Annotated in this window: 21 protein-coding genes; 7 read left to right on the top strand and 14 right to left on the bottom strand. The window is 50.0% G+C overall.

Features of this window, described 5'->3' with window-relative positions; translation table 11 throughout:
- The first annotated feature begins 337 nt into the window (after positions 1-337).
- Positions 338-646, top strand: a complete 309-nt coding sequence (locus tag INT20_RS04705; protein WP_193056513.1) for a hypothetical protein — start codon at positions 338-340, stop codon at positions 644-646.
- Between the two features lie 35 nt (positions 647-681).
- Here the strand turns inward: INT20_RS04705 and INT20_RS04700 are convergent, their stop codons facing one another.
- Positions 682-1,632 carry a DUF808 domain-containing protein gene (locus tag INT20_RS04700; protein WP_193056512.1) on the bottom strand — a complete coding sequence of 317 codons (951 nt, stop codon included), beginning with the start codon at positions 1,630-1,632 and terminating at the stop codon, positions 682-684.
- A gap of 303 nt (positions 1,633-1,935) precedes the next feature.
- Between INT20_RS04700 and INT20_RS04695 the strand changes: the two genes are divergently transcribed.
- The 3 genes from INT20_RS04695 (at position 1,936) to INT20_RS04685 (ending at position 3,938) form a co-directional block, all read left to right on the top strand.
- The gene (locus tag INT20_RS04695) at positions 1,936-2,265 is read left to right on the top strand and encodes a DUF952 domain-containing protein (RefSeq protein ID WP_193055378.1); all 330 of its coding nucleotides are present in this window, start codon (positions 1,936-1,938) and stop codon (positions 2,263-2,265) included.
- A gap of 154 nt (positions 2,266-2,419) precedes the next feature.
- Entirely contained in the window at positions 2,420-2,683 is a 264-nt protein-coding gene (locus INT20_RS04690; RefSeq protein ID WP_193055377.1) for a helix-turn-helix transcriptional regulator, read from the top strand.
- Positions 2,673-3,938 (top strand): type II toxin-antitoxin system HipA family toxin, encoded by a 1,266-nt coding sequence (locus INT20_RS04685; RefSeq protein WP_193055376.1) that lies wholly within the window; start codon positions 2,673-2,675, stop codon positions 3,936-3,938. The genes INT20_RS04690 and INT20_RS04685 overlap by 11 nt, the downstream gene beginning before the upstream one ends.
- Positions 3,939-4,308: 370 nt before the next feature.
- Here INT20_RS04685 and INT20_RS04680 read toward each other — a convergent pair whose 3' ends face one another.
- The 7 genes from INT20_RS04680 to guaB all read right to left on the bottom strand — a co-directional run bounded on the left by INT20_RS04680 (position 4,309) and on the right by guaB (position 12,715).
- Complete coding sequence (locus INT20_RS04680) at positions 4,309-5,496, bottom strand: phosphorylase family protein (RefSeq protein WP_193056511.1); 1,188 nt, start codon at positions 5,494-5,496, stop codon at positions 4,309-4,311.
- Positions 5,497-5,510: 14 nt separating this feature from the next.
- The gene (locus INT20_RS04675; protein ID WP_193056510.1) at positions 5,511-5,957 is read right to left on the bottom strand and encodes a response regulator; all 447 of its coding nucleotides are present in this window, start codon (positions 5,955-5,957) and stop codon (positions 5,511-5,513) included.
- A complete protein-coding gene (locus INT20_RS04670) occupies positions 5,954-7,894 on the bottom strand; it encodes a hypothetical protein (protein ID WP_193056509.1) in 1,941 nt (646 codons plus the stop codon). Before INT20_RS04670 ends, INT20_RS04675 begins: the two co-directional genes overlap by 4 nt.
- On the bottom strand, positions 7,888-8,730 hold the full coding sequence (locus INT20_RS04665; protein WP_193056508.1) for a hypothetical protein: 843 nt from the start codon (positions 8,728-8,730) through the stop codon (positions 7,888-7,890). Before INT20_RS04665 ends, INT20_RS04670 begins: the two co-directional genes overlap by 7 nt.
- Positions 8,731-9,143: 413 nt before the next feature.
- On the bottom strand, positions 9,144-9,470 hold the full coding sequence (locus INT20_RS04660; protein WP_193055371.1) for a hypothetical protein: 327 nt from the start codon (positions 9,468-9,470) through the stop codon (positions 9,144-9,146).
- 103 nt (positions 9,471-9,573) lie between these two features.
- Positions 9,574-11,151 (bottom strand): glutamine-hydrolyzing GMP synthase, encoded by a 1,578-nt coding sequence (gene guaA, locus INT20_RS04655; protein WP_193055370.1) that lies wholly within the window; start codon positions 11,149-11,151, stop codon positions 9,574-9,576.
- 94 nt (positions 11,152-11,245) lie between these two features.
- Complete coding sequence (gene guaB, locus INT20_RS04650) at positions 11,246-12,715, bottom strand: IMP dehydrogenase (protein WP_193055369.1); 1,470 nt, start codon at positions 12,713-12,715, stop codon at positions 11,246-11,248.
- 169 nt (positions 12,716-12,884) lie between these two features.
- Between guaB and xseA the strand changes: the two genes are divergently transcribed.
- Positions 12,885-14,222, top strand: a complete 1,338-nt coding sequence (gene xseA, locus INT20_RS04645; protein WP_193055368.1) for an exodeoxyribonuclease VII large subunit — start codon at positions 12,885-12,887, stop codon at positions 14,220-14,222.
- A 19-nt stretch (positions 14,223-14,241) separates the two neighbouring features.
- On the opposite strand, the gene INT20_RS04640 is transcribed toward xseA, so the two are convergent.
- The gene (locus INT20_RS04640) at positions 14,242-14,814 is read right to left on the bottom strand and encodes a carboxymuconolactone decarboxylase family protein (RefSeq protein WP_193055367.1); all 573 of its coding nucleotides are present in this window, start codon (positions 14,812-14,814) and stop codon (positions 14,242-14,244) included.
- Between the two features lie 38 nt (positions 14,815-14,852).
- Positions 14,853-16,178, bottom strand: coding sequence for an aspartate aminotransferase family protein (locus tag INT20_RS04635; protein ID WP_193055366.1), 1,326 nt, complete (start codon positions 16,176-16,178; stop codon positions 14,853-14,855).
- Positions 16,179-16,371: 193 nt separating this feature from the next.
- Between INT20_RS04635 and INT20_RS04630 the strand changes: the two genes are divergently transcribed.
- Positions 16,372-17,304, top strand: a complete 933-nt coding sequence (locus INT20_RS04630) for a MurR/RpiR family transcriptional regulator (RefSeq protein ID WP_193056507.1) — start codon at positions 16,372-16,374, stop codon at positions 17,302-17,304.
- Between the two features lie 112 nt (positions 17,305-17,416).
- On the opposite strand, the gene INT20_RS04625 is transcribed toward INT20_RS04630, so the two are convergent.
- From INT20_RS04625 to INT20_RS04615, 3 genes are all read right to left on the bottom strand, one after another.
- A complete protein-coding gene (locus INT20_RS04625; RefSeq protein ID WP_193055364.1) occupies positions 17,417-18,580 on the bottom strand; it encodes a DUF3618 domain-containing protein in 1,164 nt (387 codons plus the stop codon).
- On the bottom strand, positions 18,577-19,014 hold the full coding sequence (locus INT20_RS04620) for a phage holin family protein (protein ID WP_193055363.1): 438 nt from the start codon (positions 19,012-19,014) through the stop codon (positions 18,577-18,579). The genes INT20_RS04625 and INT20_RS04620 overlap by 4 nt, the downstream gene beginning before the upstream one ends.
- Before the next feature lie 93 nt (positions 19,015-19,107).
- The gene (locus INT20_RS04615; RefSeq protein WP_193055362.1) at positions 19,108-19,773 is read right to left on the bottom strand and encodes a hypothetical protein; all 666 of its coding nucleotides are present in this window, start codon (positions 19,771-19,773) and stop codon (positions 19,108-19,110) included.
- Positions 19,774-20,488: 715 nt separating this feature from the next.
- Between INT20_RS04615 and INT20_RS04610 the strand changes: the two genes are divergently transcribed.
- Positions 20,489-21,343, top strand: coding sequence for an SDR family oxidoreductase (locus INT20_RS04610; protein WP_193055361.1), 855 nt, complete (start codon positions 20,489-20,491; stop codon positions 21,341-21,343).
- Positions 21,344-21,502: 159 nt separating this feature from the next.
- Here INT20_RS04610 and argA read toward each other — a convergent pair whose 3' ends face one another.
- On the bottom strand, positions 21,503-22,819 hold the full coding sequence (gene argA, locus INT20_RS04605) for an amino-acid N-acetyltransferase (protein ID WP_193055360.1): 1,317 nt from the start codon (positions 22,817-22,819) through the stop codon (positions 21,503-21,505).
- Positions 22,820-22,838: the final 19 nt, after the last annotated feature.

Below are 22,838 nucleotides of genomic sequence, written 5' to 3'. Positions count from 1 at the left end.
GGCGGCTTTACAGCTTTTAAGCCTGACAGCCTTATTCATGAGAAGCTGACAGGCTCTATAACGAAGAGTGCTGGGGATTTTATACAGGAGTACAAAGATGAATAAAAATGGTCTTATTTCATGGGAAGTTTAGAAAAATTCATAGTGAAGGCCGACTCTTCAACTGAAAAAGATGCTGGCTGCGTTGGGCTTGATGAATTTAGGTAGTCATACGACGCGCTCGACATCCCCGCACTAAAAGTACGGGGTTTTCTGCGCAAATCTGATAAAGTTATTATCCCGCTAAATAGTTTTCTGCAGACTTCATGCACGCTTATATTCTTTCACTGGACACGCTATGCATAACCTATGGATTCCCGTCGTCGCCATTTTCGTCGTTGCGGGCCTGATATTCGGTGGCCAGGCCTATTCCGAGGCCCAGCGTGATGCCCACATCGCCGAGACGATTTCGGAGCGTCTTAATAGCCAAGCACCGGCCGAAATTTCCAACCTGGCGACTGTCAACAAGGGGTATGGGGTGTGCGGCGACTATGCGCTTTCAGGCGCCGAGTCCGGTCGCTTCTACTACAACAGCAACACCAAGCGATTAGCTGTGGGCACCGATGCCCCGCTGTATCGCGACAACTGTGAAAGCGTTTATAACTGAACTCTTGGTTCTTTGGTACGCCCGTCGCGGCCCACCTATGCCGAATGCGCCTTCTGGAAGGGAACGAGGTGCAGCACACCCACCACCACCGAACCCACCAAAAAGCCAATCACCGCAGAGCACAGCGTATTGAAGCTCCAGCCCAGCAGGCCGCCCAAGGCACCGGTTGCCCCGCTAATGCCATGCTCAATGTGGTGAACCCACGCATAGGGGGAATTGAACCAACCCGTTCCCTCGGCACCCAGATTGACCATCAGGATATGTCCTCCCACCCAGAGCATGGCGATGGTACCCACCACGGCGATGGTCGCTAGCACCTTGGGCATGGCCGTCACTAGACCACGGCCCAGTTTCTGCATGCCCGAACTCTCCTGCTGAGCGAGCTTCAGGCCGACATCATCCATCCTGACCAACAGCGCCACCACGCCATACACCAGGATAGTGATGACAAACGCGACCACCACCAGGCTAGCCAGCTGTGACCAGAACCCTTGATGGGAAACAGTAGAAAGCGCGATCACCATGATTTCAGCGGAAAGAATCAGATCGGTACGAACGGCACCACTCACGATCTTTTTCTCGGCTTCCGGCCCTTTCTCTACCGCTGGCTTATCGTCATCATGCTTGCCGGAAAGCTTGTGCCAGACCTTCTCAGCGCCTTCAAAGGCCAGGTAGGTGCCGCCCACCATCAGGATGATCGGCAATAGCGCAGGCAAAAAATGGTTTAGCAGCAGTGCCGCCGGCAGGATAAAAATCAGCTTGTTGCGGATCGAACCCAGCGCGATCTTCTTCACAATTGCCAGTTCACGCTCCGCGGCCACTCCTTGCAAATACTGCGGCGTTACCGCCGTATCATCCACCACGACCCCGGCCGCCTTCGCCGTCGCCCGCCCAGCGGCGGCACTTACATCGTCCAATGATGCGGCGGACAACTTTGCTAATGCAGCAATGTCATCCAGCAATCCAATCAAGCCGCCAATGGCCATGGATGTTTTCTCCGTGAATAGCAGGTGTAGATAGTAAAGCACATAGCAGGCTAGGTGGATTGCCTCTTTTGCTCCAAGGGCGCTGCCAAAAATCTCTCGCCAGAAGCGAGCCGCTTCGAGTAGATATGTGTCACTGACTGGATTGTTGCAAGCATCGCAGAGCGCTTTTTTTACGCGGAGGCGGATTACCCCCAAGCAAGCCCTCACTATCGAAAATTGATAGCCATGAGTAAAACAAGCTTGACCTAAAGTTTACTTTAGGTTTTTAAGCTCTGGGAGCCTGACTTACTCAAGGAGCGAACCATGCATCTTTACCGCGTTATAACCATGGCGAACTGGCGGAAGGCTCAATCACAAGGTTACGTGCCGCGCTGTGGAAACGACCACCGCGCGGACTGCGTTCATCTGAACGTCAATGAAGCCGTCGCATTTTCTGCCAACCGATACTTCACATTGGAAGAAGTACCCGTCGTTATTGAAGTGGACATCACAGGCTTCAAAGACAAGATCGAATGGCGAACGCCCACACAAGACCAGCCATGGCAGAAGCCTAGAGCGCATATTGCTCATATTCCGCTGTCAGCGGTGATAGCGATGCGTGTACTTGAGTACAGAGAGGACGCTTTTTTCTAGTAACCAGCTTTACATCCCTTTTAAATTACCGATCGGTAATAATTATGGATTTCAATATTCAAAGCTCCCCACAGTTACCGAGCAGTAATTTTTCAATTGAGATAGACCTTCATTTTGCCTATAGTTACCGAACGGTAATCCAGAGCGAACTAACATGCCCAGCAATGTATCTTCTCTTACAGAACCGGTAGCTATCCGTCAAAGCGAAGATCTCGGCCATTTGGTGCGCCAGCTTCGCGCCGAACAAGGGCTATTGCAGATTGATCTGGCGGGCCTTGCGGGCACCGGCAACCGCTTCATCGTTGACCTGGAGCGCGGCAAGCCTACCCTGCAATTACAGAAGGTACTGGACGTGCTGGATTTGATGGGCCTTGAGGTCGTTGTGAAACGTAAAGGGGCCAAGCGTCATGACGGGTGATGCTACCCTAAGGGTTTATCACGACGAAAAGCACGTTGGATGGTTGTACGATACTCAACCGCTACGTTTTGAGTATGCTCCGGGGTGGCTTGAGTATCGTGATGCGGTAAGCCTCTCGCCCTTATTGCCACTCTCACAGCAGGTTCACGCAGGTGATGACGTCGTGGCGTATTTTGAGAACCTGCTACCGGAAGGCGATCTTCGCCATCACCTGGAGCTTCGCCATCACACCACGACCGTTTTTGGCCTGCTGAAGGCTATCGGAGGTGATACGGCAAGCGGCTTTACCCTGCTTGCACCCGACGAGTCACCGGCGTTGCCGCACTACCTGCCTACTCACTGGACAACAGTGGCGGAACATTTACACCAGCGAAAACCAGGTTCTTTATTCTCGCCACAGAGCGGCGAAGCGCGCATTTCACTCGCTGGCGCTCAAAACAAATTACTGCTGATGGTACAGCCAGACGGCAGCCCCACCATACCAGAAGGCTCGGCCCCTTCCAGCCATATACTCAAACCGGATATTCAAGGCCTCAAGGGTGTCTGGGCGACTGCGCTCAACGAAACCTTCTGTATGCAGCTGGCCGCAGAACTTGGGTTAGACGTCGCCGAGGCGAGTTACCAACCCGACACCCGCGCCTGCCTGGTACGCAGGTATGATCGCATTCCCAATGCACAAGGCAACTTACGGCGCCTGCACCAGCTGGATTTCTGCCAGCTGGCCGGTACCCCGTCGCTCATCAAATACGAAAACGATGGCGGCCCCGGGCTGATCCGCTGCCGCGAACTTCTTCAGCAAGCAGGCGCGCCAGCCAAGGACTTGCAGCGCCTGATCGGCTGGCTCTTCTTCAACCTATTGATTGGCAACAATGACAGCCACGCCAAGAACCTTGCCCTCCTCTACACCGACGAAGGCCCCCGGTTAGCCCCCTTCTACGACTTGATGAGCACGACACTTTATAGCGGCCTTTCAAGCCGTTTTGCGCTCCGCATCAACAATGAGGATCGCCCCGGCCACATTGAGCGTTCGCATCTGGAAGCGCTAGCCCGCGCGCTACGCTTTCAGCCCCGCTATTTCTTGAAGCAAGGGTTTGAACTTGCGGAACGCATGCCAATGGCTATTGACCGTGTACTCGCTACGCTGAGCCCCTCGGCTCACAAAGGGACCGAGCAAACATTACTCGAGCGGTTACAGCAACGACTTTTAGCCAACTGTCGCAAAATGCCGCAGCGGTGGGCCAGCCAACGAAATTAAAGACGCCTCACTCGTGCATTAAATTAATAAACGCCCGCAGGATGGGCGACACATGGCTCGATTCAATTCATCTGCGGTGCTGCCTTATCTGCGTGCGCAAGTCGGCGGACAGATCGTTTACTCCTGCTTCAGCCTTTATCACGCCAGCAAATGGAGGAATTAGACAGAATCTAATTGTGCTGCTCCAAAGACATATGAAAAGATGTTCTATCTTATTCAAATTAAATTATGAAATGGTTATTATTTTTAATTAAATTATATTTTTTAAACACTTAGATTTTAAATAAAATTATGCAGCATAGAATCATTACCTATATTAAATGATCCATACAACTTAAAGTTAAACATATAAACAAAAGTCCTTATAAAGCTATAAAAAATCTACTATATAATGATAAACTATAGTTGCGCTCGTATAAGCGGCATAATCTTGCCAATCATCGTTTTTTTCAGGATCTGCAAAATCACAGACTGACTTTACAATAATACAATCGACTCCACCTTTATTAGCTAATGTGGCAGCGAGCATAGCTCCATATCCTTCCATTTCAATTCCTATTGTTTCTCTATGCTGACTTTGAATGTCTTCTACAACAATCGGGTTTTCAAGTACTACTGCCCCTGTCGCAATCGGCCCAACTTTTAAACTCAAAGGGGTAGTTGGTCTTTTATCTGAAGGCCAACCACTAAAAATAGCATCCAGAAAAAGTCTTCGTGTGGAAATACGTTGAAATTTAGTCCTGTCACCAACATTAATAGCAACTTGATGAGGAGCATTACGCATTTCTGTTCGACCATTTGGAGTGATCGTATTTTTCCCGCTTTCCCAATCCCAGCAAGGGTCACCAACCATAATATCACCTAGATTAACTTTTCCTTTAATGCCAGCTGCAATACCGCACATAAATACTTTCTTAGGATTAAAATAATTACATACTTTCATAACTGTAGCAGATGCGGATGCAATTCCCATTCTAGAGCAACTAGTTGCTAACACATTAACAACATCCCCATTTTTCTTTATAATTTCCCCACTATAATAATAACTTTCGTCATTATCTAAACAAAACTCTTCCCAACCACACTCCAACTTTAATACGGCATCTAGTTCTACTGCCGTAAGTGCAGTAACAATTGCAACATCAAAGCACTTAACAGTCTCGGGAGCTTTATAATGAGCCACTTTATTAGCTATTATTGTTTTAATACGTTCAATATCTTCTATTCCTAATATTAAAGGCCACCCTTTATCTAGAAAAAATCTAGCCCACTTATCATAAGAGTGATGATGGGAAGTAACTCCAATAATATATACTGGCTTATAAATATTATTATCTAACTCAATTATTTCAACCAGCTCAATTCCTCCTTTTTCATTAATTGGCTCTCCTAAAGAAGTCGGTATCTGAATATCAACAATTAAAATATGATAATGTTTTAAACTCATGAACTGCAGAGCTTGACGAATAGAATTGCAATAATCCACATTGCAAAACAAATCATCCTTTGCAATTTTTGAAATAACTTGAGTTTTTTCATAACCATCATCGACTATCAAAACAGAGCAGCTCATTAAATACCCCCAATTATTTCTGACATGGCATTTTTCCATCCTTCATCTGCAGAGCTATAATACACTGCGCCAAGATAAAAATTTGGATAACTATTTTTTAAACCAGCATCTAAATCTTCAAGTTCCACTTGCCCTTTAGAAAAAGTTGCGTACTGTGTTACTACTACCACAGGTACAAAACGTTCTCTAAGATCCATTTGCGCAAGAAACTCTTTACCAGCAAAACTATCTGGTGTGCCCCCAACCGGATCCTCTGAGCTAGGATCAAAGTTAGGCATACTCATATCTAAAACTACCAAATCAAATTTTTCACTAATTATAGACTTTAAGCCAGAACGAAGTGAAGAACGAACTTGAATATTTATAAACACAGAAAAAAAATTTTCTAAAAAAGAGCAAATATCATCACTTTTTTCTTTTTGATCTTCAACGATTAGTATATTCATTTAAACTTAACCCCTTTGCCAACCTCACATAGTATGTCAACATTAAAAAAATCTTCATCATCAAAATAGATATCTAACGCATGAGGCGTTTCTAAATCTTTTTCTAATATTTTCCATATTTTAAACAAGCCTGTACCTCCTTCTTTCTGTAAAACATCATTTATTTTACTCTCATCTCCATAAGCTAATTTATAAAACTCTAGCTTTGAAGATCTTTCTTCCAAAGTAATATCGCTTGAAGTTTTGTTTATTATCTTAATCAAGAGATCATCACTTTCAGTTTTATGCACAAATACTTCAATACTCAACTCGTTTTTTTCAAGTCCAGATTTTGAAACGGCATTTTCAAAGAGAATAAAGAAAACATCCACCATATATAACAAATTTCTTTCAGAGAAAGTACAGGCGACATTCTTGTATAATGAGACCTCAACATCTGTTGAGTATTTAGCAATATCTACGCAAGTATCTATATCATATTCATCTCCTTCGTCAATATCGGTATGAGCAAACCAAGAACAAACAACGTCAATTTGGGTAGAAAGGCTGGCTTTTGCTCTATCTACGGCATTGGAAAAATCAAATACAACACCTGTAGGAATAGTTTCCTTTGCAAGATAAGTTTTTAGTTCATCTAACAACTGAGTAAGTCTAAATTTAAAATCGGTTCTAATGTACTTCTGTACTTCTCTTAAATTACAATCTGTACGATCCCATAGCCATTGCGTAGCTGTTTTTACAAAATCATTAAATCCTGGGGATATCGGTAACTCTTTCTGTAAAGCGAAAGACTCTAAACTTGAAACAGAATAATCAAACATAGCGATAGTATTATCCGAAACCCTCCCTGTAAGTACTAATTCTTCTCCAAGAAAACTAACCTGCAATCTTTTATCATTTAGTTCCGCTATTATATCTTCATATTTTTTTGAAAAAACAGCTAACACATTATTTACAGTATTTATTTCATTGTCACTTATTTCTCTATATCTAAACAACCATTTTGGTGTTTTAGAAAAATCCTCTTTATCTTTTTTCAATATAAACAACCCTTCTTCTAGCAATGGCTTTCTTAATGCAGTTGGTAAAACACCATGTCTTATTCTAGTACTTAAATGATTATTTAAGCCTCTATCACCATATGTAAATTCAGCTCTTATCATTTTAGCTAAACTCATAAAAGTAGAGTTCTTCAAACTTTGCTTTACATTTTGTGGATGAATTCTTGAAAGGTAGCGCCAGTAATCAATTCTTTCATTTCCTATTTCTGTTTTAATAACATCAATAATATCTAAAAAACTATCATCATCAGTTTTTTCTTCTTTACTAGCATTCGCTAGATCGATATATTTTTCAAAAAGAGATTTAAATTTTTGAGAATCACGACCGTTCAAATTCGACATATCTACATATATGCGACTATTTTCTACTTTTCTAACAGCTTTTCTCATTATATGAGTTCGGTTTATATCCTTTATCTCATCGCTTAGCATAATATCATTGTCATCATATTTCATAAGATAACGACAAATTTTTACCCTGCATTCTTCTGTATGTCGTGGAGAATCAAAAGCTAAATAAAGCTTCATAACCTCAGGAGTACATACCCATCTAAGAAAATAGTGGAGCTTTTCTTGTCCAAATATAGACTCACTTCCAAAAAGCTCTGTTGGAAAAACAAAATTATTTTTTGTTAAAAAATTATCAAATGCATATTTTAAAGCAGAGTCGTGTGATGAGTTATTAAGACGCGAGTGCAAAGAATAAAATATAGGAACTTCTATAAATGAAGATTCTTTTATAGAAAACTTTGCTTTTATAATTAAATCTTCAGTGTCAAACATATAAAAAAAACTTTCATTTTGTAAAGCTTCATGTATAAGAACTTTCAAAGCCTTTATATATTCTCCTAATTTTATATATGATTCAACTAACAATTTAGTGACTTCAATTGAAGTAATAAGGTCTTCGTTTTTTCTATAATTTTATTAAAATTTTCAATTGCTAAATTAGGTTTTTGACAATCTAAATCATATATCCCAAAATATTTTAATTTACGTGAAATTGGAATCTCAATATTTTCTAAGTGAGATTTATTTCCATTATTACTAAATTCTTGTAAAGCTAAAGATGGTGAATAGGGAACAATTTCTTGAAACTTTTTTAAATACACATCTCTTACCTTAGAAGGCATAATATTACATTTTCTGGGTGTTTCAAGTGGAGAAAATGCTTGAACCAACTTGTCACAAATATTATATGTTTTATTACTAACAAATAACGACTCTCTTTGTAAGAAAAAACCTAACTGTTTAAACCAATTAATCCCTCTTAGCAGATGAGCTTCACAAGATAGATATTGAAGAGATGAATAGTAAAAGCTATCTCGTTGATATATTTGGCTAGCTGCAATTATCAGCGGACTAAACTTTATTTCATCATTTAATGTCTGATCCCTAGCCTTAGACTTAGCTACTAGATCATAAAATGTAAAGCTATTTTTACAACCGTTACTGCCATTACTGCCATTACTGCCATTACTGCCATTACTATACGTCTTTATAACTTCATCATACTTTCCAGAGCTATACATATCCACAATATCGACTTCGCAAGGAGATACATTCCAGTCGATATTTTCAATATATAAAGTCGCTAGCGATCGAAATATAGGAGTATTAAAAGCTTGATATAGTCTAATAGCAAGTTGTTTAACCGGGAAAACTCCAGGATCTTTACTATAAACCGCATATATTAAATAATCAGTCAACAAAAGGAAAACATCAATTATTGAAGTATTCTTTTCTATGTTAAATATGGCTTCGAAATCGTAATCTATATCAACATGTAACCCATAAATTTTATAGTTTAAAAAATTTCCAAACGACTGCTCTAAAGAGTTTCGAAGTTCAAATAAATGATTTTTTTTGGTTGTAAAATATATTTCATGCTCACCATCATATCCGGATGAGTACTTTAAAATATATTTAAGTAAAGGAGTCGCTCCAGAATCAGTTTCTGAATTATTTTCTAATTTAGTATTGGAATCATTATTAGAGCCGCTATTTATACGGGAATTGACAACCTTTCTTAATGATAAAGACCAAAATGATTTACCACAGGATTGATCAGCAAGATTTAATAAAGATAAAATATTTTCATAATTATTATTGAGAATTGCTTCTTCTATTTTTTTTCTAACTCTATAAAACTTATTATCGATAGCTTATTTACTTCTACTAATGCAAGACACCAAGCAATATTTTTTTCTAGACTAGCATTTGGTGTTTTTTTCTCGAAAAAACTAGTTATAGGGATATCCTTTGTAAGGCGAATTGCGTTTTTAAAAAATAAATTATTAGCGATATTATGTACACCTTGGTGTATCTCAATAGGGCTAAGTTCTTCAAAAAATTTAATTCGTGCTTCATAACTTGTCCTTGATGAAGATAAAATCTTAGATAAATTAGATTGTTTTCTTTTAGTTCTAGTCGTTTTCTTTTTATAAGCCATATTTCCTCCCATACATTTATTAACTTTAATATAATTATAGCTATAAAAAAAGCCCGCTTAACGCGGGCAGAAAAATTGAGTGGAATTAATTTGCTGTCAGTTTTCACTCCCACTCAATAGTAGCAGGCGGCTTACTGGAGACATCATAAGTCACGCGCGATACCCCACCCAGCTCATTGATGATGCGGTTGGAGACAGTCTCCAGCAGCTCATAGGGTAGGTGCGCCCAGCGGGCGGTCATGAAGTCGATGGTTTCTACTGCGCGGATGGCGATGACCCACTCGTAGCGGCGGCCGTCACCTACTACGCCTACCGATTTCACCGGCAGGAACACGGCGAATGCCTGGCTGGTTTTTTCGTACCAGCCGGAGGCGCGCAGTTCTTCGATGAAGATGGCGTCGGCTTCACGCAGGATGTCGGCGTACTCTTTCTTTACTTCACCCAGAATGCGTACGCCCAGGCCCGGCCCCGGGAAGGGGTGGCGGTATACCATGTCGTAGGGAAGGCCGAGCTCTAAACCAAGCTTGCGCACTTCGTCTTTGAACAGCTCGCGCAGCGGCTCAACCAGCTTGAGCTTCATGGTTTCCGGCAGGCCACCCACGTTGTGGTGAGATTTGATGACGTGCGCTTTGCCGGTTTTGGAGGCGGCGGATTCGATCACGTCCGGGTAGATGGTGCCTTGGGCCAGGAACTCGACGCCTTCAATCTTGCTGGCTTCTTCATCGAACACGTCGATGAAGGTGTTGCCGATGATTTTGCGCTTGGCTTCCGGGTCTTTCTCGCCTTTCAGCTTGCCCAGGAACAAGTCTTCAGCGTCTACACGGATAACCTTGACGCCCATGTGCTTGGCGAAGGTTTCCATCACCTGGTCGCCTTCCGCTTTACGCAGCAGGCCGTTATCCACGAATACGCAGGTCAGCTGGTCGCCAATCGCTTTGTGTAACAGCGCGGCGACTACGGAAGAGTCTACACCGCCGGAAAGGCCGAGCAGCACGTGGCGGTCGCCCACTTGCTCACGTACGCGCTGTACCTGGTCTTCGATGATTTGGGCAGGTGTCCAGCGTTTTTCAGCTTTACAGATATCCAGCACGAAGTGCTCAAGAATCCGCTGGCCTTGCAGGGTGTGGGTCACTTCCGGGTGGAACTGTACGCCGTAGAACTGCTTCTCTTCCCAGACCATCGCCGCAATCGGGCAACTGGGTGTGGAAGCGGTAATGGTGAACTCGGCAGGCGCTTGGGCGACCTTGTCGCCGTGGCTCATCCACACATCCAGCAGGGCTTTGCCGGTCGCGGTGTCTACGTGATCTTTGATGTCTTTGAAAAGTGCGTTTTCAGCATCGATGCGGATTTGCGCATAGCCAAACTCGCTCTTGTTGGAGCCTTCCACCTTACCGCCCAACTGCTCGGCCATGGTCTGCATGCCATAGCAAACGCCAAACACGGGCAGGCCCATTTCGAACACGCACTGCGGCGCACGCGGGGAATCCAGCTCGGTCACGGACTCGGGGCCACCGGCCAGGATGATGCCGTTGGGGTTGTACTCGCGGATCTCTTCTTCGGTGATATCGAAGGCGCGAACCTCAGAAAATACGCCAATTTCGCGTACCCGGCGGGCGATCAACTGGGTGTACTGCGAGCCGAAGTCGAGAATCAGGATTTTGTGAGCGTGGATATCATTCATGGCGGTATCTCGAGTAAGCAGTGGAGGTGCTGCTGGTAAGGCCGAAAAGCAAGCGGCGGAGCAATGCCCGCCGCCGTGTTACTTAAAGCGCTGGTTAGCTCACCCGGTAGTTGGGAGCTTCTTTGGTGATCTGCACGTCGTGAACGTGGGATTCGTTAAAGCCAGCACCGGTAATCTGGACAAATTCCGGCTTGGTGCGCATTTCCTGAATATCGCGGCAGCCGGTGTAGCCCATGGAGGCGCGCAGCCCGCCCATCATCTGGTGAACGATGGCGCTCATCATGCCTTTGTAAGGTACGCGGCCTTCGATGCCTTCGGGCACCAGCTTCTCGGCACCGGCGTCCTTATCCTGGAAGTAGCGGTCGGCGCTGCCCTGGTTCTGCGCCATGGCGCCCATGGAACCCATGCCACGGTAGGCTTTATAAGTACGCCCCTGGAACAGCTCGACTTCACCCGGTGCTTCTTCGGTACCGGCCAGCAGGCCGCCGACCATCACCGCGCTTGCGCCAGCGGCGATTGCCTTGGCCAGGTCGCCAGAAAAGCGTACGCCACCGTCAGCAATCAACGGAATGTCATACTCTTTAAGCGCGGCGGCCACGTTGGAAACGGCGGTGATTTGCGGCACGCCCACACCGGCCACAATACGCGTGGTGCAGATGGAGCCCGGGCCGATGCCCACTTTCACGCCGTCGGCACCCGCTTCGGCCAGTGCTTTGGCAGCGGCGCCGGTGGCAATGTTGCCGCCGATGACCTGAATGTCCGGGTAGTGCTCTTTGATCCAGCTAACGCGATCAATAACGCCTTGGGAATGGCCGTGGGCGGTATCGACAATAATGACGTCAACGCCTGCTTCCGCCAGTGCGGTTACGCGGTCCGGGGTTTCTGGGCCGGTGCCTACGGCGGCGCCTACTAACAGGCGGCCATCGCTGTCTTTAGCGGCCATCGGGTAAGTGCGGGCTTTTTCGATATCCTGGAAGGTGACCAGGCCACGCAGGTGGAAGGCGTCATCTACAATCAGCATTTTCTCAATGCGGTGTTCGCGCATCTTGGCTTTGCTGGTTTCAAGGTCAGTGCCTTCCTTAACGGTAACCAGCCGATCACGCGGGGTCATGATATCAGCCACGCTGTCGCCGACGTTCGGCTGGAAGCGCATGTCACGCTCGGTCACGATACCCACCAGCGTTTCGCCTTCCACCACCGGGAAGCCGGAGAAGCCGTTCTCTTTCGCCATGGCGAGAAGGTCTTCAAGCTTGGCCTTGGGGCTAACGGTGACCGGGTCTTTAACAATGACACTTTCGTGCTTTTTGACCTTGCGCACTTCCGTGGCCTGCTGGGCCATGGTCATGTTCTTGTGAATGATGCCGATGCCGCCTTCCTGAGCCATCGCAATCGCCAGACGCGCTTCGGTCACGGTGTCCATCGCAGCAGAAACGAGCGGGATATTAAGCGAGAGATTACGGGTCAGGCGAGTTTTGAGACTGACATCCTTGGGGAGGATATCGGAGAAGCCAGGAACGAGAAGTACGTCATCGAACGTAAGCGCTTCTTGGGCCATACGTAGCATAGCGGCAACACCCAATTTGATGTGGGAAGAAGGGGCGTGAAAAGTTAATCCCCCATTATAGCGTTTTGAGGGGTTCCCCAGCAATGTGAGCATGCGACCAATTATCTACTCTGCGTTGGTGGTAAGCTAAACTAACCGTTTTTATTTCTTGTAAACCAAGGTGATTGCCATGCCAGACGCCTCCCACGCCCTTTCCGTCAGCGAGCTCAACAAGCAGGCCCGTCAGGCGCTTGAACGCGATGTGGGCGAGGTGTGGGTGGAAGGCGAGCTTTCTAACGTTTCCCGCCCGGCGTCCGGGCATATCTACTTCACGCTTAAAGATGACCGCGCCCAGGTGCGCTGCGCGCTGTTTCGTCAGCGGGCGCGTTTTGTATCGGCGCCGATGCGCGATGGTGACCAGGTAAAACTGCGCGGGCAAGTGTCGCTGTTTGAACCGCGCGGTGACTACCAGCTGATTGCCGAAGCCGTGCAGGCGGCCGGGCTGGGCGAGCTGCTGGCCGCCTTTGAGCGCCTCAAAGCCCAGCTGGATGCCGAGGGCGTGTTTGCCAATACGCGCCCCCTGCCCTTTCCGCCACGCAAAATTCTGATTTTAAGCTCAGCTACCGGCGCGGCCATTCGTGATGTGCTGGCCGTTTTAGCGGCGCGCTGGCCCTTGGCAGATGTGACGCTGATTCCAGTGCCCGTACAGGGCGAGGAAGCCGCCCCCGCGATGATCGCAGCACTTGGGCTACTCAACCGCCAGGCACGGTTGGACCCTGAGCGCGATGTGGTGTTAATCACACGGGGCGGCGGCAGCCTGGAAGATTTGTGGGCGTTTAATAACGAGCACCTGGCACGGGCGATTTTTCATTCACGCCTGCCGGTGATGTCGGCGGTGGGCCATGAAGTGGATGTCACGCTTGCCGATTTTGCCGCCGATGTTCGCGCCCCGACCCCTTCCGCTGCCGCCGAGCGCCTGGTGCCGGACCAACACGCCTTGAAGCGCCAGTTAGTGGATCAGCAACACCGCCTTCACCGCGCCATGCAGCGCCGGTTGGAGCGCGATAGCCAGCAGCTGGATAGCCTGCGCGCACGGCTTCGCCATCCCGGCGAGCAGCTAAACCGCCAGCGCCAGCACGTGGCGACCCTTGCCCAGCGTTTAAATCGCGCTATGCAGCAAACGCTTACTCAGCAGCAGGCAAGCGTAACGCAGCTGGGCAAGCGCTTGGCGAGCCAGGACATGGCGCGCCTGCACCGTGCAGAAAGCGAACGGGTGGGCCAATTGCACCGCCGTATGGAAAACGCCATGCAGCGCCAGCTTCAACGTCAGCAGGCGCGTTTAACCAGCGCCGCACGGGAGCTTAATGCGATTAGCCCACTGGCCGTACTGGGCCGGGGCTACGCCATTGCTCAGGATGAAAAGGGCCAGGTCGTGCGCCGCGCCGAGGAGACCAAACCCGGCCAGAAGCTCTCGCTGCGCCTGGGTGAAGGCAGGTTGAATGTCGAGGTAAAGCGGCGGTTTAAGTAAGCAGATCAACCTTCGCTGGTTACGCTGAAGGTGGCGTTAGCGAAAACAGGCCTGGGTTCAACCGCGCCTCTTCTTGAATACCCTCATCAATCGGCGTGTCGTAAGTTTTGAGCAAATACCCCAGCACCGAATAGAAGCCGACCATGGCCATCAGGTCGATCACGGCTTCACGCCCAATCGCCTCGGCCAATGTTTCTTCCTGATCGCTTGCCAGCATACGCTTGTCGAGTAGCGCATCTACCGCGTTAACAATCAGGCCATCAACGCCGTTAATTGATTCAGGCACGCCACGAATAGCATTTATCCTCGCATCAGAAAATCCTAGCGCCAGCGCACGACTGACATGGTGGGCCCACTCATAGGCCGACCCCAGGCGAAAACCGGCACGTAGAATCACCACCTCGGTTAACTCGGGGCCCAAGGCATTGTCCTTCACCACGTGCTGCCGCAACGGCGCCCAGGCGTTTAGCAGGGTCGGATGGTGTGCCATGGTGCGGTAGACGTTCATCGCGCCTGCAAAACCTTCACGTAACTCTGTAAACGCTTCTGGCCAATCGGCGTCGCTCATCGGCGGGCAGGGGGACTGCTTCATGGTGTATTTCCTCTTGTATTATTTGGCTCTCGCGCCCGTTATTCGGCTATTGCGGCGTCAATCGCTTGGGTAATCCGCTCAATGAGGAGATCAATCTCGTCTGCATTAATCGTATACGGCGGCGCGAGCAGCACGTGATCGCCATACACGCCATCAATGGTACCGCCCATGGGATAGCTGATCAGGCCCCGTGCCATGGCCTGGCGCTTGATCCTGGCGTGGATTTTTCGAGCGGAATCAAACGGTGTCTTTAGCTCGCGGTCGGCCACCAGCTCAATGCCTCGAAACAATCCCCTACCCCGAATATCACCTACGTAAGGTGACGCACCCAGCGCCGCTTCAAGGCCGCTTTGCAAGCGCGCGCCCATGGCGTTTACATTCGCCAGTGTTTCAGGCCGTGCGATGATCTCGACAACCTTGTTCGCCGCAGCCGCCGCGACCGGGTGACCAAGATACGTATGCCCATGTTGAAAAAGGCCGGAGCCGTTGGCGAAGCTCTCATAAATAGCGGATGACAAGAGCACGGCCCCAATCGGCTGATAGCCGCCGCCCAGGCCTTTGGCCACGGTGAGAATATCCGGCGTGATGCCGTCCTGCTCGCAGGCGAACAGAGTGCCCGTGCGCCCCATGCCGCACATGACTTCATCAAGAATCAGCAGGATGCCATGTTGATCGCAGATTTTACGCACTCGCTTGAAGTAATCGGCCTCAGCGGCCACCGCGCCAAGGGTCGCCCCCACCACCGGTTCGGCCACAAACGCCATGACGCTTTCAGGGCCCAGCTCAAGAATCTTGGCCTCAAGCTCATCGGCAAGCCTGGCGGCGTACGCCTCAAAAGATTCGTCGCTTGCCTTGTCACGGTAGGCGTAGCAGGGTGAAACATGGTGCGTTTGAGGCAAAAGCGGCTGAAACTGCTGCCTACGCATGGCGTTGCCGCCAGTGGCAAGCGCGCCCAGGGTATTGCCGTGATAGCTCTGGCGCCGGGCAATAATATGCCGCCGCTCTGGCCTGCCGGTTTCAACAAAATACTGGCGGGCCATTTTTAACGCGGCCTCTACCGCCTCTGAACCACCGGATACCAGATAGACATAATCCAGCCCGTCTGGCGCCAGGTTCACCAGCTGCTCAGCCAGTTCCTCGGCAGCATCCGTGGTGAAAAATCCGGTATGGGCGTAGCAGAGGTTATCAATCTGGGCGCGCATGGCCTCCAGCACTTCCGGATGGCCGTGCCCCACACTCGTCACCGCCGCCCCACCCGAACCATCCAGGTAGCGGCGGCCTTCGGTATCAGTGATATAAACGCCCTGCGCTGACGCCGCATGCGGTAACGCCTGACCAATACTGCGGTGAAGAATACGCGTCATAGCCCTTTCCTCTTCAGATGACCATCAACCACCCTATTTAGAACAAGAGTGACACGACCGAGGGCGCCAATGCAACATACAAATCTTTAATTGAAAAATTAAAACAATTGGATCATTGTTTTATCGAAAAGCGCCCTTACCCTCGTGCGCAATCATCTAAAGCCCTTGGGCGTATTCAAGAGGCAGCTCTGCTATGTCAAAAAGCCCTATATCAAAAAGCTCTGCGTCAAAAAGTCCTGTATCCCAGAGTGATCCGTTAAGAGAGCAGATCATTGCACAGTTCGATGGCATGTCAGCACAGCTGCAACAGGCCGCGCGCTACCTACTTGAGCATCCGGAAGAAGTGGCCTTGGTGTCCATGCGCGAATTGGCGCGCTTGGCGGCGGTTCAACCGGCGACCATAACGCGGCTTGCCAAGGTGCTGGGCTTTCAGGGCTATAACGAAATTCGCGCCCACTATGCACAAACAGTGCGTCAGCGAAGCGATGGCTTTGCGGCCAAGGTACGCCAACGTGATGGTCAGGCGGTAAGCGCGCCAGGCAGTGATATTGCGCATCACATGCTGCACGGGTTAAGCACCCAGATAGCCGCGCTTTGCGAGCCTGAGCCACTGCAGCGCTTGACCGCCATGGCCGAAAGGCTCGCGGCAGCCAAAAAAATCTATGTGCTGGGGTTACGTTCAAGCCATGCGGTGGCCTGGCATTTTCATTACGTTATGTCGCTATTGGGCGAGCGCTCGGTACATCTTGATGGGCCTGCTGGCACGGGGGGCGATGCCCTGATTCGTGCAAAACCGGATGAGGTGCTGCTGGCCATATCCATCAACCCCTACGCGCGCGATACGCTAATGCTTGCGCAGTTAGCAAAAGATAAAGGCCTAGCGGTTCTCTCGATCACCGATAGCGAGGTATCACCGCTGGTGAGTATTTCCGAGCATACGGTTTCCTGCACCACTGAGAGCTACAGCTTCTTTCATACTCTGGCCCCTGCGCTGGCCGTTTCGGAAGTGCTCTGCACACTGCTGGCCGAGCGTGACCGCCCTGCCACGCTAGAAGCGCTGCAGGACGCCGATGACCATCTTGCGCATCTTAATACCTACTCGAATGCGCTCCCCCGGCGAGAGTGAACGCTACCGCTTTGGCTGGCTTCGGGCGCAAAAAGCATTAATGCTGCCCATAAAAAAGTGCCCAGCCAAGGCCGGGCACTGCGCGACAAGATAAGAGCGTCTGCTTGCCTGATTAACGCCTGGGCGGCGTCAAGGTGTCGTTGCCTTGCGTATTACCGGAGGGCGTACTGGAGCCTGCAAGGCCGGGTTCGGTGACTCCCTTGGCCGTATTCGGCGTGGCGCCCGTGGTGCTTGCGCTAATGCTTGAAGCTGAGCCATGACCTGTGGGGCTACTGCTTGATGGCGTGCCCGGCGTTGCATAAGACGCTGAAGGCTGGCCGGACGTCGAATGCGTGTGGTCAGAATGCGCATCTTCTTTCATGTGCTCGGCTTTCTCATGAATCTTTTGCTGGGCTTTATCCACCTGCTCGTGGCCCGCTTCGGATGCCTTGTGCAAGGCGCGGTCGCGGTATTCGCCCATGTATTCATCCTCTTTACGCGTCGTGGGGAACAGCCCCGCTAACGCAGCACCCAGCGCAAACCCTAGCGCACCGACCACCAGCGGATGCTCCTGAATAAACTCAGAGGATTGACTGCCCGCGTGGCGAGCGCGATCCGACATGTTGTGCAGGTGATCCCGCGTGCCGTGCTGAAGGTGGGATGTGGTGTCTCGCATACTGCCTCCCATGTGCTGTGCCTTTTCGCCAAGATGATGTGCTTTGTCGCCAAGGTGGTGAGCGGTATCTCTGGCCTTTTGGCTAATATGATGAGCCTTGTCTTTCGCGCCCTCTTTCATGCTGCTCATACGGCCTTTGCTACTGCCATGCTGTGCTGGATTACCGGCAACGTAGCCTGGCGTACCGCTATAGATAGGCGTTCCATCATCGGTATGCGTGCCTTCATGAACCGGCACTCCCGGCGAGCCGCTCACCGCATGTTCATCTGCATAGCGGTGCGAAGATGCATGCTGATGGCGCCGTTCATGGTTCGGGTGACGCTGGGAAAGCATCAACCAACCAAGACCGGCAGTGGTCATCAAAAACGGTAGCGGGTGCTGCTTGATTGTTGCGCCCAGGTTGGATGCAAACTCGTTAGCACCGCCATGACGAATATAATCATAAGAGCTGTTTAACAGCTGTTGAGGAGAGAAGCGCTCCTCAATTTCATGCAGCGTGGCGTCAAGGCGTTCACGTGAGCGATGAATGTCCTTTTCAATCTCTTCAGTGCTGCGATGGTCATGGTGGTCGCGCTGGTTATGGATATCGCTGTGGCTGTCGTTATGGCTGTGATCGCTCATTTCAAATCCTCCTTGACGTTATGCCTATGCTCTTTGGCGAGCTCCCTGTCGGCCTGTAGGCTATGCAACGTGCGGTCAGGCACCAGGCTGCGCGCCTGAAGTTTGGCAAGCCCACTTTTAAGCATCACGATGCCAATTACCGATACCACCACGCCTACGATAATGGCAGAGAGCCAAGGCGTCATATCAGGAGGAAGCACCTCATTGAGCATAAAGACAAGGGCGGCAAGCAGCGTGAGAAAGCCGCCTAAAAGCACCGCGCCTGCGACCGCAATGGCCGCCAAGGTGATCATGACCTGATGCGTTTTTTCCGACACCTCTGCCTTGGCAAGCTCGGTTTCGTTGCGCACTAACGACGTTATTTCCTGCATCACCGTCGATAAAAGCGAGCCGACCGACGCGCCTTGTGGGGGCGTATTGTGATCTGAATCCATTCATAACCTCTCTTGCCCTTGATTAAGGGCCTTCAACTCAATCTTTTAAACCTGGCGACAGGTTGATCCACAGCTGGCGGCTACACAGGCCAGCTACAGCCGACCGGAGTCACCGGGCTTATTGGTTGAACCTGGCGTAGCAGTAGTGGTATCAGCCGTGCCGCCGGGCGTTGCCGTAGGCGCTGAGCGTTGCTGTGTGGGGTCCGAGGCACGCGAAGATGCCCCACCCATCACGCCACCTTCCGGGTTCTCAGGCGTAGGAGACTCATGGCTTGAATAAGCACCCGATGACGGATGAGCATAACTACCTGGGCCGTTTGAATAACGGTTTGAACCGCCAGATGAGTGCGAATGCTTGCCTGAGCTACGCAAGAAGCGTGTCACCAAAAAACCAGCCGCAATTGCCCCGCCAAAGAACAAGGCAGGCTCACGTTCGCTGAAGCTTTTCGCTTCCTGGCAGATGCTGTTTAAGTCCTTGTTGCGTAGCTTTTCTGAAAAACGATCAGCTGTATCGGCAAACTTTCTCGCCTGCTGTGAGAAGTACGGCTGATCTTGATGATCAAACTCATCAGCCATCTTACGAAAAGCGCTGGTAAATTTTTGCGATTGCTCGGTGGCGGTATCACGCTGCTGATTGTAAAAGCTTTCAGCCTGATGCTGAGCCGCTTCACCTACGTCATGTGCCGCGTCGCGCCCTTGCTGTTTGAGCGAGTCGGTATTTGAAGAACCTGGGTCAGCCTGTTTTCCATAATCATTCATTTGTTACTTCCTCCTTGTCGTTTCACGCGTTAACGTACTTGTTAACCAGCACGCACTAACAAACACTTATTAACAAGCAGTTAACAAACAGTGGCTTGAAACAAAACGAACTGAACCGCTAATCAATTAAACACACGCACTAGATAACGAGCTCACCACCCAAATAGTTGTTTAATATAAATCGGCTTTTTCACTATAGTTACCCAACACTCCCTGTCAATTTATAACCTTGGGCACACCCTTACGGCACCGCTATTTAACCAATATCAAAAAACATTTAATTAAAAGCAAAAACCAGCCTTTAACAAACATCAACCAATCCGCCTCAACCTCCCACCACTGCTACCCTCCCTCACATCCAGCAGGCATGAATAGCGGCATCCTCTCAAGCTGATGACCTTTGTTCATCAGGGTCTAAAACACCTAACCCATCCTTTAAATATCTACTTAAATAAATATCAAACCTCAGCAAACGCATCACATGGTTGATAAAAAAGATTAAAAGGACAAACAACTCATCTATACCAGCTCAAGCCTATAAAAAACCCTTCAGCCATCAACCCCGAACTTTATAACAATTCAATCTTTTATAAATCAAACACACTTGAATTGGCTCTTGATAAAACCTTGCGCTAGTGTAAGTAACGCAGAAATACGATTAGGCCACGGCTTTTCGTAGAGGAAGGATTAACGTCCCAACAAGGAGTCACTGCACATGAGCGACCAGAAACAGCCTCCTCAGCACCAGAATAAACAGCCCGGTGATGAGCACGAAATGCGTCCGGAACCTGAATTTATTCGTGATAGCTATAAAGGCACCGATAAGCTTGTTGATAAGGTAGCGATTATTACCGGCGGTGATAGCGGTATTGGGCGCGCGGTAGCGGTACATTACGCCCGTGAAGGCGCCGATAGCGTGATTGTTCACCTTAAAGAGCCTAAAGATGCCGAAGATACGCAAGCCCTGGTGGAAGCGGAAGGTCGCCGCTGCCTGGTATTACAGGGCGATGTAGCTGACCCCGCCTTTTGTCGTGACATCGTTAAAAAAACGCTGGACCACTTCGGCAAGCTTAATATTCTGGTCAACAATGCGGCCGAACAGTACGACTGGAGCGATCTGACCGAGATCCCCGACGAGCAGATAACGCGTACCTTCCAGACCAACCTGTTTAGCCATTTCTACCTTTCCAAGGCAGCGTTACCTCATCTGGAGGAAGGCGATACCATTATTGCCACCTCCTCCATTAATGCCTTTAAAGGCAACAACACACTGATCGATTACAGCGCCACTAAAGGGGCTATCCAGGGTTTAATGCGCTCGCTTGCCATGTCGCTGGTCGGTCGCGGCATTCGGGTGAACGCTGTTGCCCCAGGCCCGGTATGGACACCGCTGATCCCCGCAAGCTTTGACGATGAGAAAGTCGCCGAGTTTGGCGGGCAAGTACCCATGAATCGCGCCGGGCAACCGAGCGAAATGGGGCCTGCCTATGTGTACCTGGCAAGCGAAGAGTCTTCGTACATGACGGGGCAGACGATACACCTGAACGGTGGGGTTATTTTAAATACGTAAGCCCGGCACAGGTGTTAAAAACCAAAAGGTGTTAAAGGCCAAAAGATGCAAGAGAGCTGGGCGGCTTTGCCGCCCAAGTGCACCATCAAACTTCAACCCCGGCACCGCTGCGCGCTGCTCCCGCGGGTGCGCTGCGCTTACCACACGCTACGTTATTAGCTAAACTTTCAGCGTTTTCAGTAATACCTTCGATTTACGTGCGTGGTTATAGGCTTCGCGCTTTAAAGGGGGTAACTCTTCAAGGCTGGCGGTCTGAAAGCCGTGCTCCACAAACCAGTGGGCCGTGTGGGTGGTTAATACAAATATTTCGCTGACACCGCACTGGCGTGCGCGGCGCTCCAGCGCTTCCATTAAGCGTTCACCGCGTTCGCCCCCACGGTAGTTACCGTGCACGGCCACGCAGGCCAACTCGGCAACTGTGGTGTTAGGGAACACGTGCAGCGCGGCACAGCCAATCACCATGCCATCGCGCTCGATAACCATATAGTCATCAATTTCATGCTCCAAACGCTCACGCGAGCGCGCCACTAGCATGCCGCGGCGCTCCAGCGGTTCAAGCAGCTCCAGAAGCCCTGCAATATCGTTGAGCTTAGCCGGGCGTAGCTGCTCGTAGCGGTGCTGGGTAATCATGGTGCCCACGCCGTCGCGGGTAAAAAGCTCACCCAGCAGCGCATCGTGATTGCGCCACGACAACAGGTGGGTGCGGGCCACCCCCTCTCGTGCAGCGTTGCACGCAGCTTGAAGGTGGCGGGCAAGCTCGCTGCCGGGCAGCGCGCTCTCAAGCCGGGGTTCAGCATCGCCTGGCGTTAGCTGGCGCAGCAAGGCGCCCCCCTCATCCTGTAAGCCTTCTGATTCGCCCAGCAGGATCAACTTGTCGGCCTTGAGCGCTACGGCGGCATGCTGGGCAACTTCTGCGGCGTCCAGGTCGAACACTTCGCCGGTGCTTGAGAAACCCAGTGGCGGCAGGAGTACCAGCGAGCCCTTATCGAGCAGCCCTTCAATGGCGCCAGCCCGAACGCGGCGTACTTCGCCGCTATGATCAAAGTCCACCCCCTCCCGAACACCCAAGGGCTTGGCGGTGACCAGGTTACCGGAAATCACGCTAAGCTCTACACCGTGAAGCGGCGTGCTGGGCAGGCCAAGCGATAACCGTGCTTCAAGCCAAAGCCGCTGGTGGGCCGCGACCTGCTCTACATGGGTCATTACGGCGCGGTCGGCCACCCAGCGTCCGTTAATGCGCATGGGTTCAACACCGGCCTGGCCAAGCGCTTCCTGCACTTGCGGGCGGGTGCCAAATACCACCACCAAGCGCACGCCCAAGGTATGCAGCAGGGCTAAATCCTGAATCAATTGCTCCCCACGGCCAGACGCCATGGCTTCGCCTTCAATCAAGATGACGAAGGTTCGCCCCCGGTGCGCATTAATGTAGGGGGATGCGTTACGAAACCAATCAACAAAGGGGAAATGCTTATCCAAGGGCCGCTCTCCGGCAGCA

This window comes from Halomonas citrativorans, assembly GCF_014898005.1.
Taxonomy (GTDB): Bacteria; Pseudomonadota; Gammaproteobacteria; order Pseudomonadales; family Halomonadaceae; genus Vreelandella; species Vreelandella citrativorans.
The sequence above is the reverse complement of the archived record's forward strand: the minus strand, read 5'-3'. Positions and strand labels throughout refer to the sequence as shown.

What these genes read in the sequence shown, in the direction of transcription:
- INT20_RS04610 (WP_193055361.1), top strand. Translation starts at nt 20,489, where the DNA reads ATGAGCGACCAGAAACAGCCTCCTCAGCACCAGAATAAACAGCCCGGT.
- xseA (WP_193055368.1), top strand. Translation starts at nt 12,885, where the DNA reads ATGCCAGACGCCTCCCACGCCCTTTCCGTCAGCGAGCTCAACAAGCAG.
- INT20_RS04635 (WP_193055366.1), bottom strand. Translation starts at nt 16,178, where the DNA reads ATGACGCGTATTCTTCACCGCAGTATTGGTCAGGCGTTACCGCATGCG.
- INT20_RS04690 (WP_193055377.1), top strand. Translation starts at nt 2,420, where the DNA reads ATGCCCAGCAATGTATCTTCTCTTACAGAACCGGTAGCTATCCGTCAA.
- INT20_RS04620 (WP_193055363.1), bottom strand. Translation starts at nt 19,014, where the DNA reads ATGGATTCAGATCACAATACGCCCCCACAAGGCGCGTCGGTCGGCTCG.
- INT20_RS04700 (WP_193056512.1), bottom strand. Translation starts at nt 1,632, where the DNA reads ATGGCCATTGGCGGCTTGATTGGATTGCTGGATGACATTGCTGCATTA.
- INT20_RS04705 (WP_193056513.1), top strand. Translation starts at nt 338, where the DNA reads ATGCATAACCTATGGATTCCCGTCGTCGCCATTTTCGTCGTTGCGGGC.
- INT20_RS04640 (WP_193055367.1), bottom strand. Translation starts at nt 14,814, where the DNA reads ATGAAGCAGTCCCCCTGCCCGCCGATGAGCGACGCCGATTGGCCAGAA.
- INT20_RS04625 (WP_193055364.1), bottom strand. Translation starts at nt 18,580, where the DNA reads ATGAGCGATCACAGCCATAACGACAGCCACAGCGATATCCATAACCAG.
- INT20_RS04630 (WP_193056507.1), top strand. Translation starts at nt 16,372, where the DNA reads ATGTCAAAAAGCCCTATATCAAAAAGCTCTGCGTCAAAAAGTCCTGTA.
- INT20_RS04675 (WP_193056510.1), bottom strand. Translation starts at nt 5,957, where the DNA reads ATGAATATACTAATCGTTGAAGATCAAAAAGAAAAAAGTGATGATATT.
- guaB (WP_193055369.1), bottom strand. Translation starts at nt 12,715, where the DNA reads ATGCTACGTATGGCCCAAGAAGCGCTTACGTTCGATGACGTACTTCTC.
- INT20_RS04660 (WP_193055371.1), bottom strand. Translation starts at nt 9,470, where the DNA reads ATGGCTTATAAAAAGAAAACGACTAGAACTAAAAGAAAACAATCTAAT.
- INT20_RS04615 (WP_193055362.1), bottom strand. Translation starts at nt 19,773, where the DNA reads ATGAATGATTATGGAAAACAGGCTGACCCAGGTTCTTCAAATACCGAC.
- INT20_RS04695 (WP_193055378.1), top strand. Translation starts at nt 1,936, where the DNA reads ATGCATCTTTACCGCGTTATAACCATGGCGAACTGGCGGAAGGCTCAA.
- INT20_RS04685 (WP_193055376.1), top strand. Translation starts at nt 2,673, where the DNA reads ATGACGGGTGATGCTACCCTAAGGGTTTATCACGACGAAAAGCACGTT.
- guaA (WP_193055370.1), bottom strand. Translation starts at nt 11,151, where the DNA reads ATGAATGATATCCACGCTCACAAAATCCTGATTCTCGACTTCGGCTCG.